The organism is Nostoc sp. JL33 (assembly GCF_017114985.1).
GTDB lineage: Bacteria > Cyanobacteriota > Cyanobacteriia > Cyanobacteriales > Nostocaceae > Nostoc.
In genome coordinates, this window is the sequence record NZ_JABXKP010000090.1 from 135,302 (window position 1) to 153,081 (window position 17,780).

Genomic DNA, 17,780 nt, shown 5'->3' on the forward strand with positions numbered 1-17,780 from the left:
GAGTTATCATGGGTACAACGTATATAAGCTTGTTGGGGAAGTCAATGTTGAGCGCTTTGGCGAAGAGAAAAGGTGCGATCGCATTTCGGTTTTCCCTAAACCTGTAGGTGCGATCGCATTTGGTTGCGAGTGGTGTGGTGTAATCAGGGTTAAATGATAAAAATATTTACTCAGTAGTTGTTCGCTGTGGTAGTAGTTGCTGTCCAAGTTTTTGCAATTGTGGATAGATTAATTTAGTTCTTTTCTTGAGATTTGCTGCGGTTTCGGGTTTAAGATTCATGCCTACATGGGCAATATCATTACGTAGTTGAGCCATTTGACTCCAAATTTTGATCAGTTCATCTGCTTCTGACAAAGCTGTAAATTGTTCATCACAACGGCTAGGAGTAATAGAACGAGGTAATTGTTTACTCTTTTCAACAGCATTGTTTATAGCACCTTCCACATACTTTCGACTTTTTTCGGAATCAAACATTAGTTCACCAAATCGAAGCACCAACACAGAAATTAACCATTCACGCGCTAGAGTTACAGCCTGTACAATTCTATCTCGCTGAATGTACCACTCAATCATCTGTAACTGTAACCATAAATTTTCAGCTAATTCTTCTTGATCAGTTGGGTCTTCTAGAGCAAATTGTCCATACTCTTTAACAATCCTTTCTGCCAAAAGTGAAAATGGTTTGGCACGTTGAGCAAAGCTAGGTGCTGCTTGTTTCAAAGTCTCTTCCAACTGAGTAGCTGATTGCATTGTCTCAATTGGTCTAGTTACATTCAAAGCCAATGAAACACTCTCAATAGCTTCAGCAGCTTTGTTAAGTTGATGTTTTAAAGGTCTGCTAGCAGGATTATCACGCAGTTCAACACCTAAAGGAATAGCACTTTTAAGTAAATTTGCAAGCGCCTGTCCATCTCCTATTTCCACAAAACGCTCAGTTGCAGTTAACCAATCCAGCATTCCGATAAATTCTGATAAATCAATTACTGGTGCAGGTAAGCCAGTTTTGAAGTTACCTAATTCTAATGCACCATAGTAAATAGCATCAATTGTAACGTTTTTAGCTGCTTTCAAGTAAGCAGCAAATAAGAATACAAGAAAGGGTAGAGAACGTAAACCATGAGTAATATCAAATATTACAGAATCCTGATCATGAACTTGATCAGTAATAATTTTAAAAGTTTCCCACATTTGTTCAGTTGTTTCACCATTTGGGATATCAACTGCTTTAATACGTAGATCGTTTAATTTAGCCAATACGGGAAAAGCTTTGTCTTTGGCTTCACTTGTTACACAAACCAACATAGAATCATAATTGCAAAACTGGCGTATTGCTTCTGCAAAAACTTCACCTTTATAAGTTTTACCTTCAAAACTATATGTGGTTTCCCGTGGATAAAGCCCTAAAAAAGTTATAATTTGTCTCATGATTTTCTTTTTCTTTGCTTATTTTATTAATGTCTGTCCCATACCCAAACGAGTTTTCATTCCCGTACCAGAAAAACGCGCATATTGGACTAATAAATTAGCCACATTTGCCAATAAAGGATCAGCACGATTGAGAGCTTGTAAAGTCACATTCCCAACAAATCCATTTACAAAACCTTTATGTAACTGGTAACTTCGCGTTTGAATTTTGTGATTTTTGAGTACAAAAGCGTTACCAAGATAAGCAATTAATTCATCACTTCCTAAATAAACAGGTGCAAAATTATTCCAGCGTTCTAACCAACTGCGGAACATTAATATGGGTAGAGGTAGGGGTAAGTTTGTTGTACCTTGAGAAAAAGCTGTGGGGTTGATAAAGCACAAGTCATAATGCGTAATAGGTTCTGGTTCATTTCCTACTAAGTTTGTATAGAGTTCTTCATAGCTGGTAATTTCATTTTCTCGGTTGATGACGTTGAATTTTGCACCGAGGAATTCTAATGAGTCTGAAAGATTCAGATTAGAAATAGCTTTGGCTGATGTTTGATTTAATCCAGATAGGGATAATTGGTAAAATTCTTCTGGATCAAAGGTAACAAAATCTCTGGATGTGGAGTAAAAGCCCGTTATTCCTGAGTAAGAAACTGAGGGTATTATCTCACTTCCCATTTCTAATTTTAGCTGTTGGTGTAGTTGCTTTACTAATTTCAAGTGATATGAGCGCGGTAATACTGTTGATGTGGATACGCTTAATGTCCATGTTGAATTAATTAGCATACTTTGAGTACCTTAAACTTGACCCAACCCGGTACAAACTTAATCTCTCTGCTAGATATAGTTACAACACGCCTAGATTTTGGAGCTTCAAAACTAGGTGCGCTTTTAGAACTACAATTATCACGAATATCTTTTCTAAGTTCCTCATCAAATAATAAATTAACTGTTGTGCCATTCATTCCACTTGCCCAACCTATCCTGATATTGTAAAGACAATTTCCAGGTTCATAAAAATCTCGAATGGTATTGAAGTCTAAATTTATTGGTTGACGATTTATATCCTTGGCATAAGGATTATTTTGAACTAATTGCCAGTAGTCATGTTCTTCATCCCACTGGTCTTGAGCAAATTCTTGACAAATTTCCAGTATGTCATCAATATTATTGAAAGGAATATCCATACCTTGTGTATGTTGAAACCAAGACAACATTTTCTTATCTAGGCTGATGGTGAACTGAGTTTGTACATTTTTCACCATTTCAGTATAAATAGGTGCTTTATATTTTGCTTTCCAGTCTGAAAAGTGACTAGAAACAATGACTTCAGCTGCAATAGGCAGATTAAAAAAGCGATATTTTCCCTGCTTGTCACGTCTTCTTATTTCTAAAAGTGGTTCAGTATCAGTAATATGAACTGCCCTCATAAAATCTGTATTAGCATCGCCGACTTTACCAATAGGATTATCACCATCTCTAAGGATAAACTCTGAAAATAAACTCTTCATTAGTGGTTTAGCTAAAGATTTTTTCTCCCTATCTGAAAACTTAGCTCCAGTTACTAGCCTTTCTTGTAATATTCTTTCTATTTCACTAACTCTATTTGTTTGAGCTACTTGGTATTTCTCTTCATACTTAAGCAGATGATAAGCGATCGCAGTCCTGATTGCTCCTTTAATTGAAGAACCAGGGATATACAACTGTCCAAAACCATTACGAATCATTGGGCGAAGATCAGTTATTTTCTGTTCCGTCCACCTTAAGCTACTGGTATGCTTAGGAAAAATAGCTTCTCCGTTGGAATCTTTAGCAGTTTGCCAATCATTTCCAAAAGTTACTTCCAGTAGCGAATTCAAGTCCTCTTGATTTTCAATTCGCCGAATATATTCGTTTAAACGCCCCTGCTCTTTAAAAGCTCTAGCAAGTGCTTCTTGATTAGGTATATAAACTCGCTTACTATCTGTAACATATTCAAAGGGACTCAGTTTACTTACAGCAGATCCTATATGTAAAATAGGGCTGGTAATTTGAATTCGTTTGCTTTCATATACCTCTGGTTTATAGAGAATATTTTCAGAAGCAACCATTACTATTCTCCATGTACTTTAATTGGCAAACTTAAACTAATACCACTGCGATAAACTTTGTGGTCTGTAAATTTCTCAGGGGTTACATCAGCAAGTCGTCCTTGTGGCAGAACTGAAAACACAGAGCCTTCGGTAAACATCTGTACTGATTTACGTCGCAATTGTCGCCCATCAGAGGTAGAAGAAGCAAGCCAACCGCCCCGTTGTTGTAATTCATAACTTGCGTTATTTAAGAATTCTTCAGGTAAAGGATGTTGCCAAAATAAGCTAATTAGACTGTGATGATTGGCATTAGTAAAATCAATAATTTGTTGCCAAAGTGTGCTTAATTCATCTCGTTCTGCTTTGAATTGACCTGCACCACTAGACCTTTCACCGCCAATACCTTCACCACCCAAAAAATCTAAAACAGCAAAAAAAGTGTTTTCTAAATCTGAATCGGAGAAATTAACCAAAAAGTACAAACCTGCTAAAGGTTCAATATCATCAGTTTGTTGATTATTTGGTGTCCAATTATACTGTACAAACGCTGTATTGTAGATGTTTGTTGCGCTGGTGATTCGATCAACTGCAATTTTTGGAACTTTACTGATTTCAAAGGCTTTGTTATAGTCAAAAGTCCCTGCGTTTGTTAACTCTCCCTTTGCTTTATCTTTTGTTTTTGCTTGTAATTCTGCACTATCTGTGAATCCATCCCCTTGATACCAACGTTGCCAGATTTCTAGAGGTAAATACTTCAAACCCTTGTAGGCTTTGGTAAAGTCCAAGTCATCTCCAACTGGATAATTAGGAGGAAAACTTAAGGGACGAGGTAAGTAATAAATCAGCTTTTTTTCTATTTTCTGATAAATAAAAGTAGAACTGAGGCGAAATGGTGCTTCTGATTGAGTATTAAATTGCTCTAAAAGGTTCGTAGCCGCATCTCTGCCAAAAAGTTTCGCATAAGCACTCATCCAGGCACTAAATAGAGTATCTGATGGCACTCGTTCACTAGTATTTTCCAGCCCAATTCCTAGTTCACCAAAATGGGCAAGGGTACGCCCAAATTTGAGTCTTGCTAACTTCCAAATGCTCATCTTGTAGTTCAACTCCCTGGTAGTAATCCCTGAATCTCACTAAATCTGCTTAATAATTCTGAGGTGTCAACTAGAGAAATAGGATTTAGAAAGCTTGTCCCACCGCTAACAACTTGGCGATATTGCTCTATGTCATGGTAGGAAAATTTAAAGTTCTGAAATTTGACTTTGCCATAACCTCTTGAGCCATGTCCCCCTAAAGCGTCATCCTCTAAAATAGCAACAGCGATCGCTAAATTCTTTAAATCCTCGATTGCTTGACTAGCATCCTCAACTGTGTAAACTAACTCAAAACCAAACTCTGAACCTGCTGGTACTCGTTCTATTTGTCTTGGGTTAGCGGCTGCTGTAATTCGATCCAAGCCATTCTCAAACTTCCACTCGGTCATATATAACCCAGTATCAATTTTCTTCAGCTTTTGAGCTGAGTTTATTAAAAGATGACTATCACGAACAATTAATCGAGCAGGTGCGTTGCGACCTTTAGTGCTGGTGTATTTTTCATCTTTAATAGTTTTAGTACCCTTTTCTTCTAAACCTTGAGCTTCCACGATAGAAGTTTTTATCCAAGTTTTTGCTCCACTTCCAGGGCCACCTGTAGAGCCAAAAATCCGGCTAAGTTTACAACTATGAGCGCCTTCATACGGAATGTTTTGTCCATCTATTTCCGTGTAACCATCTTCTAAATCATCACTTTCATAGCGGTATGTACCGCTTCCACCTGTACGGTTTAGTGGTTTATTGAGCAAGCGTTCCAAAATTGAGCGTAGTTTGCCTTTGATAGATGATCCTGGTAGGTAAGGATGTCTAGTAATTGGGTCACGAATTACAGGTTTATCCAGCCCACCAATATCAAGATTTTCTCCACCACCACCAATATGTAGACCTGTTTCTACAAGGAGTGTGCTTGTAAGACGTAATTTACCAAGGAATGGTTTTTGTTGCATTGATGCTGACATAATTACTTTCCATCCTCTGCTTTGTGATAAGCAATAATTGATTCAATTAATTGAACAAGACGATCAAAGTCTTCTTTGGTGTATACTTTGTCAATTGCAGCTGACATTACTTTACTCAATGATTTGACAGCATCTTGTCGTGCGGCTGCATAGGCAAGTTTAGGCTTGAGCAAAATTATTTCATCTTTAACCTTTGCAAATCTTGCATTTTCTTTCTCTGTTTCAGTCATATCAGAATGCTCAATTTCTTGATCATCCTGACCAAATTTTGCCTTCAGACGATTTATAGCATCCAAAAATTTACGAATCTGGTTTGTCTCTAACTTTTGTCTTTTAAGTTCTGGGCCGAAAACCTGAGCGTCTTGAACTAATTGACGAATTGGATAATCCTTCAGGGATTTAAAATCTTCAGATGTGGATGTGATATATTTCAGTATTTCTTGACTGATATCTTCAGATTTTTTGATTGCAGGTTTAGAGACTGCCAATTCTTTATCTAATTTGACTGGTGATTTAGGTCGTATTGGTTCTGTCATTATGCTTCTTTTCTAGTAAGTAATTCAATCCAAGTGGCGATCGCCCGAAAATAAGGTGCATTATATGGACTCATAAAAGACCGCCGAATAGGTGCAAAATCTTCATGGGTACGTAATTTCTGAGGTAATCTTGACATAGCATAAGCTAATTTTGGTAGATGGAGAAAATATTTAATATCATCTTTGTTTCCATTTTTTGCCTCTTTTAATGCTAATTCTTGGACTTCAGCAGTTACCAAAAGGTTACGAATGAAGCTTTCAGGATAATCTAAATCTGGATGATTCAACAATTTATGTACAAAAGGTAAAATCCCGAATAACTCCATGTATTCATCTTTATTAATGTATAATTTGGCTTTTGAAATAACTTGAATATCAACTGTTGATACATTACTTTTTCCTAGCCACTCATCCCACTTAAAAACCTCTCCAAATAAATCTAAACTATCCCGATCATTTGCTTTCGCCCTCTTTTCTGATTCACCTGAATCATTCGCAGCTTGGTAAAGAGGATATTTCACATCATTAATACTAATACCTCCTGAAAGTGTAATATATGGATTATGCCCTGTGTAAGCGCGGAAAGATTGGTAGACATCGAAAGCAAATTCAACTAAATCATTCCAAGAACCACTAATAAATAAATCATCTCCAGCCGCATAAATAAATAAAAGATTGAGTCGAGGAGATGCTTTACTGTTAGATTCAGAAGTTAAATATTTGGCATTTTTAGGTAAATTAGTAGCTCTGTTATTAGCTAAACTATTCAGATATGCTTTGAAAAAATAACTCATCTGACGTGATAATCCTGCAAGTCTTGGCAAGGTGTGATTATCACCCAATCCCTTAGCAAATATTTTTCCTAGATTATCTACATCCATTCGTAGATAGCCAATTCTTTGGATTCCTGTTGATTTTTTTGCTAATTCATGAGCGCGGATAAAATTTCCTGGGTTTTCAGAACTTTCTTTACCGTAATTACCCAACAAAAGCAGTACGGAGTTAGAAGAATAATATTCCTTGATATTCCAGTTATTGATTAAAAACAGTGTTTCATCATTCTGAATCTGTTGTTTTGGTACTTCCTCCAGCAAGAAGTAATGAAAACCACCTGGAACAGAAAGTTTATATTGCTTATTTGGTATATCATCACATCGAGAACGCACAACAGCTTTAGTTTTAAATAACTGACTGCCTAGCTGGAACATTTCACGGCAAGTTGGGCAAGCAAGAACAGAATCATCTTCTTCAGTATTTAACTGTTCTAAATCTGTCGTATCATCTCTATGGCAAACACGACAGCGATCGCCAAAACTATCACGCAGCGTAAGTAAATCATTTATCTGTTTATAAAACTTACGCATCTTTTGCTTATTGAGTTGGTAAATTACATTATTCCAATGACATGAAAATTCCTTACTTGCTACGTCGTTAGCAGAAAAGTCTCGATAGTCAAGGGCTAAAAATATTTTCTTCTGAAATTTATTTCTAAGCCAATTATTAAAGTTATCCTGAATTTTTTTAACTTTTTCCTCTGTTTTCTTACTCGCAACAGCTAGTAAATACAAATTTCCCCCGCCTGCATAAATAATATTAGTGCGAGGTAATTCTAGCTCTTCTAGGATATGCTGTATAATCTCTCCTGTAACTAGCTCTAAATAAAAACTTCTTGCTCGTACTGACTTAAGCGCACCATCAGAAGAAATTGTGTAAATAAATTTTTGAATTCCTGATAAATCACCAGCAATTAAACTAATATTTTCAGTAGGATTATTCAATAAAGCTACTGCAACGGCTGCTGTACTTCTTGCTATATCTACTAAAGCTACATCAGATTCACCAAAGCTGAGACATGAACCAAATTTTTCTAAAATCAGCATCAATAAAGAAAGGTTTTCTCCGTTGCTATTAAGAGTAGGTAAGGCTTCATCTTTGATTTTCTGTCTAAAAGATTGCTGTTGTTGTTCAATAGATTTTAAATCTAAAGGATAAGGAATATTAGGATATTCGGTATTGTCATTATTAATTTCTTGCAGTTGATGATAATTTGGTTCTTTTTTTTCCGTCCTGGATTCATCAGATAAATTAACTTTGTCAAATAGTAGCCGTAATATACCAACACTTATATTATCCTTCCAGCCTAAAATATGTTTAGCTTTATCAACTGCTTTTTGTTCTTTCTCATCAAGAACTTGAAACTTGAAAGGTAACTCAATATTACGATCTGCCCACTTAGTCAAAGCAGCGATCGCTTGTTGAACAACCTGTAACGCAACCTTTTCAGAACTTGCCACCATAAAAACTTTTGATTACTGAAACTGCAAAATCTATCTGAACTGGAATAGTAAGCGTTAGCGCAGCTTACCGTAGGTATCGCTGCTCTCCCTCACCTTCCACACAACCCCACCAAAACCCGCGCCAAAGCCTGCACCATCGGACGAGAAGAAACATCCTCTCCCCTTTTGAGGCAATGAATACTACCAGTTAGCGATGGTGATTGGCTAACAATCTCATCTTCGTTTCCGTGATAATCACTATGAAGATTGGCAATGATATGTATATTCAAATCCCGACAAAACTCTTCCCATAGCGGAACTTCTTCCTTGCCGCGATCGCCTGCTAAAATCACTGCATGAGTGGCTTCACGCATAATCAACCGATTTTCTTCAGTAATTTTCCCACCCACATCAATGATATTGAGTGGTGTATTAGCACTCCGTACCCAACCCGCAGCTTTGTGTGCAAACTCTGGGGTGAACTGGGCTTTATACTCATCCTTCAATCGTCTTGCTAAATCTGGATCTCGCCGTGCGGCATCAGAAAACCATGCACCTTCGCCATCAGGACAAGCTGTAATCACATAAGGATACGGTGCGCCTTCAATCTGAGAGATTGCTTGCTTTAAACCTTCACGCAGACATGACTTACCAGACTGTGGCGGGCCACAAAGCACAAGTTTGAGAATTGGTTTACTCTTGTGGGGTTCATCCGTTTCAATTAGTTCGCCTATCTTGTATGCCGGAGTTTGAGAAATCGCTGTAATAAAAGTCTTGTATCCTGGTCTACCAATCTTAGGATCAAAAACAGCGATCGCACCATAAAGCTGAGATATCTTATGGGCTATCAGATAACTCACAGCCACAGATGCTGGGCCATCAATCTTTAGTAGTTTTCCTCCAGAAAGTTCACCCGATACGACCATTTCATCTAAACGTATCGCTGCATCTCGTATTACTTGATCGCCATTAGCAGGTTTACCAAACTTGACTTTTAGAACGTCGCCTTCCAGACTTATGTGATACGTTGTCATACAATTTGTTAGTAACTACATTTACCTCCTCCATCAGTCAAATATCAATCAATTAAGTCTCCTAGTTTATACGATGGATTGTGTGTGATACAAATGACATATTTACCTAATTTCGGATCGTAAAAAGCAACTGCTCCGTAAATATGAGCAAGCTTATGTGCTAAAACAAATGCTACAGGGATAGAAATAGGCCCATTAATTTTGAGTAACGACCCTCCTGTAAGTTCTCCTGATGTTGCCATTTCCTCCAATCTGGCTGCTGCATCCTTTACAATCTGGTCATTTTGGGCAGGTTCTCCAAAATTTACACGTAAAATTCCGTCTTTTAGCTCAATTTTGTACGTACTCATTACCTTTAAGCTTTATTTGATGGGTAGATCATACACGCACTTGGAAGGAGTGTCTTCCAATACGATGTATCTTAATATTGTTATATTTATCGAGATTCGGGTGGTGTCTGAACTAGTTTTTCAGGATGTTCCCCAAGTTGAACTATTGCAGTGCTTAGGACGCGGATATCTTAAGCAAAACCTGCTGCGAGCAATTCGGTTGTGGGTGTGGCTGCGTTCGTTATACGGCTCCGAAGGAGCATCGCTCTACGGTGACAATCAAGACCGTATAATTTTAGATGACTCTTTTTCTTACGCAGACTGGCGCAATGCATTCTTTAGTCCCACACATCCTAAAGGAGAAGAAATTCCCCTCGTACATGACTCTCATTGCCCCTGTGCCAAAACCACAGCTCAATGGTTGTTTAATGAAAAAACAGGAATAGTTGCTAGCCAGTGGCAGAAATCAATACTTGCTTACACTGGTATTGACGCATCGACTTTAGATAAACTGTTACAGCAGCGTTTGTTTGGCGTAACTCGGCGTTCCTTGCAAGCTGATTTGGAAATTCTCGCTCAACTGGGTTGGCTTGTATACAAATACCAGAAATATTACCGGGTGTGCGAGTTTCCACCACATCCCATAACTGCTAAAGATGACGTTATCATTACCAAAATTGCTGCTTATGAATTGAACTTCATGCATGAAGATTTAGTAGCGATCGCAGAATATCATTCTCAAAAAATCAATGGTGTCCAACGCTTTTTTTTGAAACTCGATTATGTGATTCCCCGTAGTACCCTAGACGCGGTTGGGGATTGGGAATACGAGTTAAGACAACTTTGGGCTAAAACTCCAGTTCCACCGATTGAACTTACTTATGGTAGTGCCAAACTTAGGGACAAGGTTGATTGTATCGTTTATCCCGTATGCATCTACTACGTACAGAGAGCGGTTTATCTGTGTGCCTATGGACAAAGCCCTGGAAAACAAAGTGATTGGTATAACTTTCGCCTTGACCATATTCAAAGTATGATTCCTTTAGACTGGACAAACCCTAATCTACCTGTGAATCTACAACAGCAGTTTCAGCAAACATCCTTGCCTAGTCCAGATGATATTGCTTTAAAAATGTCTAAAGCTTGGGGATTTGATTTCTACTTACCTTCACAATTGATGTTACTGCGATTTGAAAAAGAGTTTTGCGATCGCTATGTTAAAGGTACTGAACGCCACGAAACTTTTGAAGAAATCAGTTACCAGCAAGTACAGCGTCTAATTAAACGTGAAATCAAACAGCCTCAACAACAGCAGGCTTTACTAAAAATCCTTAGCAAGCGATCGCCAACAGATGCTTACTATCAAGTATTCATCCGCTATCAAGATAACGAACACAGAGACAACAACATCGTCATGCGTTTACGAGCATGGCAACCAAAAGTTGAAGTCTTAACACCTTGGGATTTACGACAAAGTTTTGCTGCTGATATCGCCACCCAATTTCAGCTTTATCACAATTAATAATCACTATGACAACAGCAAAATTGACCGAAGATTTGAATCAGCATTAGTCTACACAACTCGTCTCAATGCTTTAGGACTTACGCAAAATATCTCTCAAACTCTGATTTCTCTGTGTCCTCTGCGTCTACGCTATTCCGTAACTCGTGCGTAAGTCCTGTGCTTATACTTTCGGTGAATCTAGGAGCAATTTCTTCGCAAACCATATCCACAAGCTATTCTCGCGCAGCACTTGTATATAGTTGGCAGAGACTTGATTGAGCCGAGCAAAGATGCTTGGCTGTCTTAGTACAACGACCCATAGCAACGTGGTAACTTTGTAGAGAAGCCCCAACCAACCGTGGTAAAAGATTAATGCAATCAGGCTCAGGTCAGAAGCAGCATGACCTTCTTCGACTTGTTGAGCAGAAAACTCAGGTAAAACGATCGATAATTGATCGCCGTGCTGCCCAAGCAATGAGTCAAGGACAACTGCATCCGCGATCGCGGCGGTGCAACCTTGTCCCAAAAGACTAAACATCCCATGTGCAGCATCTCCAATCAGTACTGCCCGACCATCCAAGTCATGATAGCAGCGAGATTTACTCCAGTATTCATGCCCCGCCTGGGCTGCCAGGAATGCCGCAGCTTGATCGACATCAAGCTTGGGTGCAACCAAGTTTTTTGGAAACATCTCCTGTAATAACTGCTGTAATTCCTCTACGGTTGTAATTCCACAGGGATTGATCCGATCACTGCTGCCTACTGGTTGCCAGAAAATCAACGCACTAAAATTACCATCTTTTTGCGGTAAGCAGGCACCAAAAACAAGACCAAATTGAGCGCTTCGCTTTTCAAGTCGAATGATCCGAGGTGGAGATTGTTGTAGTTCTGGCTGCATGGGTAGTTGCAGTACTTTCCATACCTGTGGTCGTTGCTGCTGTTGAAAATCGGTTTCGTCTGGTTTTGAGATGATCATGGCACTTCGGATGGTCGAGTGAATTCCATCTGCGCCCACTAGCAGATCATAGGCTACTGTTTCATAACCAGATTCTCTCTCAATCTCGACCTTACGACCTGCGAGATCAACATTGACGACTGAAACGTTAAAGTGTAGCGATAGCCGTGAACTCTCATCAGAGGTTCGATTGCCATAACATGTCAGTAGCGAACGCACGAGTAAAGCACACAGAGTTTGACGCGGAATCAAAATAAGTCTAGCGCCCGTAAATTCAATCCCTTCAGAGGCTAACTGCTCTGTTAGCCCTTCAATACTGTTCAACCAATGCTGTACTCTTGCGCCTAATCCCAAGCCGAATCCCCGACTGTCTGCATACTCTAAATCAGTCGGATTTTGATTACAGTCATAGAGTTGTACCGTATGGCTTGGGCTAAGGGCGAGTAATCGATGGGCTAAAAATAGACCAGCTGGCCCTGCACCAACAATGACGATATTCATATTAGTTTTGAATGCGTGAATGCGTGAATTGTTAATCTCTCCTATGCCCAACGCCCCCTCACATCTACATCAACTCCATCTCCCGCAAGCCCTGGCGTAGTCTTTTGGCCTCTTCGGGATTATAGATTTCATGAAGGGCGATCGCTTTTCTAAAAGCTGTTAAACTATCTTGATGATTGCCAACTTTCAGCAACACTACCCCTAAATTTTGATACGCTTCGGCATAATTGGGATTTAACCCGATTGCATTTTTATAACATGCGATCGCGTCTGTAAATAAACCCAAAGCCTTAAATATCATCGCCAAATTATAATGTCCAACAACAAAAGTAGGGTCAATTTTCAAAGTTGTGGCGTAAGCAGTTTTCGCACCGTTGAAATCTCCTGCTGCTTTGAGTAAGTTACCCAAGTTGTTGTATGCTCCTAATTTGAGCATGGGGTAAATTGGCAATTTGATCGCAGCTTGATAGTGCGAAATAGCCTGTGGGGATTTTTGCAACCGACTGTAGGCAATGCCTAAATGATAGTGGAGTTCATATAAAATATCGTAGTTTTCTTCCACACCCTGGCGAATAGAATTGCCTGCGGCTACACGACCAAAGTCCGCCTGCACGGACTGAGGATTTTCCAACCCGCCTACGCGGGTTTGGTTTGTGTAGCCGCGACTTGCAGTCGCCCTTTGTAATCCGCGCTTCAGCAATTCCATACCTTGGGAAATTTTCCCAGTTTCTACATACAATGCCCCTAATTTACTGCAAACATAGGGATCATCAGGATGAGTCGCGAGAAACCCTGACATCGCCGTAGCTGCTTTGGCATATTTGTTATTTTGAGCGATCGCACTTTTTTGATATCCTGTGTGTAAAAGTGCCACCCCTGGTAAATAACCTACTTGCCAATGGGGTTCTTTGGTTAAAATTGCTGACACACTATCATCTACTAAGGCATGGTAAGGACGGTCAAAATGAATATCTGGATGATTACGGAACAGCCTAGAAACCAGAGAATAAGGAGATTGTTCTGCACCAACTTCCTGGCGGACGAGGTTGATAAGTAGGTATTCATCTCTAGCGATCGCCTCTCGCAATTGCGGTACAATTGCTGCTGTCAGAGTTTCATCAGCATCTAATACCAAAATCCAATCACCACTGACATATTTTAGAGCTGCATTGCGGGCAGCACTGAAGTCATTACACCATTTAAAATGATGGACTTTTGCACCGAGTTGTTGGGCAATATTGGGAGTGCGATCGATTGAGCCTGTATCCAAGACTACCATTTCATCCACCACTTTCCTAACACTGTTCAGGCATTTGGCCAGTGTTGCTGCTTCGTTTTTCACAATCATGCACAGACTGAGTTTCATATTGCCAATAAATTCTGGGTTCAAATTTTTTGCTTGCTGTTGTTACCAACTTTTATTTTGTGCCGATATCGCATCAAATCATCATCTGGCAAGTTTTTGACAAAGGACAGGATAAGGATACTTTATTTGCCATCAAAAATCCTCAAGTTATACTTGTTATACAAGCTTACTGAAACTAACTCAAGATATATCTATCTTAGTTCCTTGACAATCTTTCTAAATAAGGCTAAAAATTCTTAACAGGGTGAGTCGCTACAAAGCCTGCTATATCAACCTGTAAAGTGTAATTTTGAACCATGTCATATTATTGACACATAGTATACATACCTTATTTATAGTAGTGAAATAAATTAATTTCTCATAGTTAATTTTCTGTTACAAAAACCGGAGACACGAGTTTTTTAATGCTTGCATAACTATAATACACATTATATAAAGAGTCATATATGTATGAAAAATTCATTCGCCAAAACAGCAAATTTCATTCGCCAAAATATCAGAGAATATTTGCGATCGCTTAACCATTGGTTTTTAGATACGCCAGAAAGGGCACTCTTAGAAGCTCAACAAGCAGCTGAAAGAATTAAAAATATTGAGAGAGAACATTTTGATAACAAAAAAATATCTTTAGAATCAGTAAAATATACTGAAAACGTGATGTCTTACTGGCAAGGATACCTTGATAAAAATTTAACTATTATCAAGTTTAGGCTTGCAGAGTTCCGGCTTAGTCGGGGAATTGTCAATATATCTAATTCTGTTTTATTAGAAAAATTGAAGGTTATTGATGAAGTTGTAGAGAAGTACGCTATCAAAGATCAACTAATTGATAATAGCGCATTACTATCAACTTCTCAAGCCATACAAATTAACCGGAGCAAAATTAACAAACAGCCAGACTCATCTAATATTAATGATATTAAAGCAACACCTCCATCTCAAAAAACTGGAGCATTACCGAGTTCTATAGGCAAAAAAGTTAATAGAGTTAAAGCAGATTTTGCCCCGCAGACAGAAGAAGAATTTATGAGGAATTACCGAATTTCTCGAAATAGGACAAGAATTGCTCTGAGATTTCTAATTACTCTAATTATTGTACCCCTTTTAATTCAGAGTTTATCTAAATATTTTTTAGTAATTCCCATATTAGAAAGGGTTAGAGGAGATAATAAAATTCAAGTTTTTCTTAATTCTGATATAGAAAAAGAAGCTCTCCAGGAATTACATAATTATCAGCAACAATTGAAATTTGAATATTTAGTCAAGCAAGCGCCTCCACTTTCTTCAGAGGTAATCCAAGGAAGAATTAAAGACAAAGCAATGGAAATAGCTGATAATTTTCACATTAAAAGTAGTAGCGCTCTTAGCAATGTTTTTGCAGATTTAATCTCACTCTTTTCTTTCGGTTTAATTATCGCTCTGAGCAAAAGAGAAATTGTGATTCTCAAGTCTTTTATGGATACCATTGTCTCTGGTCTCAGCGATAGTGCTAAGGCTTTTTTGATTATTCTGTTGACAGATATATTTGTAGGGTTTCACTCACCAGATGGGTGGGAAGTCATTCTTGAAGGGTTAGCAGAACATTTAGGTCTGCCAGCAACTAGAAATGTAATCTTTTTCTTTATTGCAACATTTCCTGTGATTTTAAATACTATCTTTAAATACTGGATATTCCGCTATCTAAGTCGTTTATCTCCATCGGCATTAGCTACATTAAAAGAGATGGACGATTGACATACTCCTCGGCGTAAACGCACGAGGATTCTAATTCATGGTTCACAGAAATCCGCTTGCTATATCAGGTTTCCCATCAATAGTATTGGTGGTCTTCTCCCCATGCTTTCCCTCATCAATAGAGGCAGATTCTTCTTGCCCAGAAGTACTGTTGTCTTGCCACTCAGATCCTAATATCTTCATACCCTTTTTCAGGATGTTAATCGCCGCGTTTGTATCGCGACATATTTCCATACTACATTTAGGGCATGAATGAGTCCTGGTGCTAAGTGCTTTTTTGACTCGACGACCACAATTTGAGCAATCTTGGGATGTATAATTAGGCGATACCGCTACTACCGCTTTATCCCAGATTTGACCATAGTAGTCTAACCATTGAGTGAACTGATACCAACTAGCGTCAGAAATCGACTTAGCCAAATAGTGATTTTTGACCATGTTCGCAATCTTCAAATCCTCATAGACAATCACATCGTTAGAGTGAACTACGCATCGAGCTTGTTTTATAGCCCAATCTTTACGCTGTCTTTGGATTTTTAGATGAACTCTACCTAGTCGTTTACGTGCTTTATGGTAGTTGTTTGATTGAGGTTTTTTACCTAAAAGAAACTTTTTACTTAACCGCTTTGATCGCTTTTTAAGTCGACCTTCTGACTTTCTCAAAAATTGCGGATAAATTACAGCATTATCATTTTGGTCTTTGGTGAAATATTTCAACCCCAGATCCAACCCAACAACATTCCCTGTATATATTCCTACCTCCTTGCGGTCAGCATCAAAGCAGAATTGGGCATAATACCCATCCGCTTTCCTGACTACACGGACGCGGTTGATTTTAAGTCGATGAAGGTCTTCTCGCGTAGATGAATTGCAGAATACAGATAAAGAACCAATTTTAAAGCCATCCGTGAAAGTAATAATTTTGCAATCATCAGATAGTTTCCAACCTGACACCTTATACTCTACTGAACGAGAATGCTTTTTAAATTTAGGATAACCTTTCTTTTTCTCCTGTTTTTTACAACGCTTATAGAAACTTGAGATAGAAGTCCAAGCTCTTTCGGCACTGGCTTGACGGGCTGCGGAGTTTAACTTCAAAGCAAAGTCGAACGATGCAGCTAAGTCCTTGCACAGCTTATATAAGTCAGCTTTATCAACCCCTTGATTATCGATCCAATAGCGAACTGCTTTATTTCTAATAAATTGGGCAGCGAGAATGGCATCATCAACAGCTTGATATTGTTCCTTGGTTCCGTTTAGTAGCTTGGCTTCTCTTACTATCATCTGTATATTTTATCACAGAAGATTGCAGATAAAAAATATAATAGAATATAAATCCGTCCTGGAAGGACGGGGCTTTAAACCCAAATTTTCGGTAAACGGCGATAAGCATTTGTCTCCTGATTCGTTAGGCTATGTATATCCTGGTTTTTTCGAGGCGTGCTATGGATTTTGAAAGCAAAGCCAATGCCCCAACTGCTACAGACAACATAGAGTTTGCTCAACCAACTACTACCCGTAAGCCACTGGAATTGTTGCGAGATACTGAGGCTTTCCTACGTCGCCCAACCGTAGCAACACTGTCGTCGATTTTGCCACCAAAACTCAGCAATAGATTCCAAGCAAGCTCATCTTTGGCTGATGATTCCTTTAAGGAACTGGCAGAAATTGACCTAGACAGTATTAGTGATTTTGAACTGCGACCTGTACGAATTTGTGTTGGCTTCAGCTTTGTTGGTTTTGGGGCGCTGATGATATTAGTGCTGCTGCTGTACTTAAACACGTTTCATCCAAAACTCAGTACGGTTGAACAGATTCGGCAATATTGGTATCAATATGTTTGGTTTGTCAGTTTGGGTGTTACGGGGATGTTTATCTTGGGACGTGAAGCGATGCGTCCTATGCCAAAGCGACGGAAATAATTCTTAATGACCCTTTCTACGTTCGCGAATAGCGTGTCGCAGACAGATGCTCTTGCTAGCTTGGACGCACGAGTATGCGGA

16 protein-coding genes are annotated in these 17,780 nt (G+C 38.8%); 3 read left to right on the forward strand and 13 right to left on the reverse strand.

What is annotated here, in order from left to right; all coding sequences use genetic code 11:
* Positions 1-6: 6 nt before the first annotated feature.
* The 10 genes from HWQ23_RS27045 to HWQ23_RS27090 all read right to left on the reverse strand — a co-directional run bounded on the left by HWQ23_RS27045 (position 7) and on the right by HWQ23_RS27090 (position 9,738).
* Positions 7-207 carry a hypothetical protein gene (locus HWQ23_RS27045; RefSeq protein WP_292835439.1) on the reverse strand — a complete coding sequence of 67 codons (201 nt, stop codon included), beginning with the start codon at positions 205-207 and terminating at the stop codon, positions 7-9.
* Positions 167-1,426, reverse strand: a complete 1,260-nt coding sequence (gene csx2, locus HWQ23_RS27050; protein ID WP_292835442.1) for a TIGR02221 family CRISPR-associated protein — start codon at positions 1,424-1,426, stop codon at positions 167-169. Before csx2 ends, HWQ23_RS27045 begins: the two co-directional genes overlap by 41 nt.
* Before the next feature lie 18 nt (positions 1,427-1,444).
* Complete coding sequence (gene cas6 / locus HWQ23_RS27055) at positions 1,445-2,203, reverse strand: CRISPR system precrRNA processing endoribonuclease RAMP protein Cas6 (protein ID WP_292835444.1); 759 nt, start codon at positions 2,201-2,203, stop codon at positions 1,445-1,447.
* Complete coding sequence (gene csm5 / locus HWQ23_RS27060; RefSeq protein WP_292835448.1) at positions 2,197-3,507, reverse strand: type III-A CRISPR-associated RAMP protein Csm5; 1,311 nt, start codon at positions 3,505-3,507, stop codon at positions 2,197-2,199. Before csm5 ends, cas6 begins: the two co-directional genes overlap by 7 nt.
* Positions 3,508-3,509: 2 nt before the next feature.
* Positions 3,510-4,583: a type III-A CRISPR-associated RAMP protein Csm4 gene (csm4, locus tag HWQ23_RS27065; RefSeq protein WP_292835450.1), complete on the reverse strand. Its 1,074-nt coding sequence runs from the start codon at positions 4,581-4,583 to the stop codon at positions 3,510-3,512.
* An 8-nt stretch (positions 4,584-4,591) separates the two neighbouring features.
* The gene (gene csm3 / locus HWQ23_RS27070) at positions 4,592-5,542 is read right to left on the reverse strand and encodes a type III-A CRISPR-associated RAMP protein Csm3 (protein WP_292835452.1); all 951 of its coding nucleotides are present in this window, start codon (positions 5,540-5,542) and stop codon (positions 4,592-4,594) included.
* A 2-nt stretch (positions 5,543-5,544) separates the two neighbouring features.
* Complete coding sequence (gene csm2 / locus HWQ23_RS27075; protein WP_292835454.1) at positions 5,545-6,078, reverse strand: type III-A CRISPR-associated protein Csm2; 534 nt, start codon at positions 6,076-6,078, stop codon at positions 5,545-5,547.
* Positions 6,078-8,375, reverse strand: coding sequence for a type III-A CRISPR-associated protein Cas10/Csm1 (gene cas10 / locus HWQ23_RS27080; RefSeq protein WP_292835456.1), 2,298 nt, complete (start codon positions 8,373-8,375; stop codon positions 6,078-6,080). Before cas10 ends, csm2 begins: the two co-directional genes overlap by 1 nt.
* Positions 8,376-8,464: 89 nt before the next feature.
* Positions 8,465-9,388: a CRISPR-associated protein Csx3 gene (locus HWQ23_RS27085; RefSeq protein WP_292835458.1), complete on the reverse strand. Its 924-nt coding sequence runs from the start codon at positions 9,386-9,388 to the stop codon at positions 8,465-8,467.
* Positions 9,389-9,432: 44 nt separating this feature from the next.
* A complete protein-coding gene (locus tag HWQ23_RS27090; RefSeq protein WP_292835460.1) occupies positions 9,433-9,738 on the reverse strand; it encodes a CRISPR-associated protein Csx3 in 306 nt (101 codons plus the stop codon).
* Positions 9,739-9,841: 103 nt separating this feature from the next.
* On the opposite strand from HWQ23_RS27090, the gene HWQ23_RS27095 reads away from it, so the two are divergent.
* Positions 9,842-11,239 (forward strand): TIGR03985 family CRISPR-associated protein, encoded by a 1,398-nt coding sequence (locus tag HWQ23_RS27095; protein ID WP_292835672.1) that lies wholly within the window; start codon positions 9,842-9,844, stop codon positions 11,237-11,239.
* Positions 11,240-11,402: 163 nt separating this feature from the next.
* Here HWQ23_RS27095 and HWQ23_RS27100 read toward each other — a convergent pair whose 3' ends face one another.
* Both HWQ23_RS27100 and HWQ23_RS27105 read right to left on the reverse strand, forming a co-directional pair.
* Positions 11,403-12,677: an FAD-dependent oxidoreductase gene (locus HWQ23_RS27100; RefSeq protein WP_292835462.1), complete on the reverse strand. Its 1,275-nt coding sequence runs from the start codon at positions 12,675-12,677 to the stop codon at positions 11,403-11,405.
* 64 nt (positions 12,678-12,741) lie between these two features.
* Complete coding sequence (locus HWQ23_RS27105; RefSeq protein ID WP_292835675.1) at positions 12,742-14,043, reverse strand: glycosyltransferase; 1,302 nt, start codon at positions 14,041-14,043, stop codon at positions 12,742-12,744.
* A gap of 450 nt (positions 14,044-14,493) precedes the next feature.
* On the opposite strand from HWQ23_RS27105, the gene HWQ23_RS27110 reads away from it, so the two are divergent.
* On the forward strand, positions 14,494-15,777 hold the full coding sequence (locus HWQ23_RS27110; protein WP_292835464.1) for a proton extrusion protein PcxA: 1,284 nt from the start codon (positions 14,494-14,496) through the stop codon (positions 15,775-15,777).
* 42 nt (positions 15,778-15,819) lie between these two features.
* Here the strand turns inward: HWQ23_RS27110 and HWQ23_RS27115 are convergent, their stop codons facing one another.
* Positions 15,820-17,061 (reverse strand): RNA-guided endonuclease InsQ/TnpB family protein, encoded by a 1,242-nt coding sequence (locus HWQ23_RS27115; RefSeq protein WP_292835465.1) that lies wholly within the window; start codon positions 17,059-17,061, stop codon positions 15,820-15,822.
* A gap of 161 nt (positions 17,062-17,222) precedes the next feature.
* Here HWQ23_RS27115 and HWQ23_RS27120 point away from each other — a divergent pair, with 161 nt between their 5' ends.
* The gene (locus HWQ23_RS27120) at positions 17,223-17,699 is read left to right on the forward strand and encodes a hypothetical protein (RefSeq protein ID WP_292835467.1); all 477 of its coding nucleotides are present in this window, start codon (positions 17,223-17,225) and stop codon (positions 17,697-17,699) included.
* Positions 17,700-17,780: the final 81 nt, after the last annotated feature.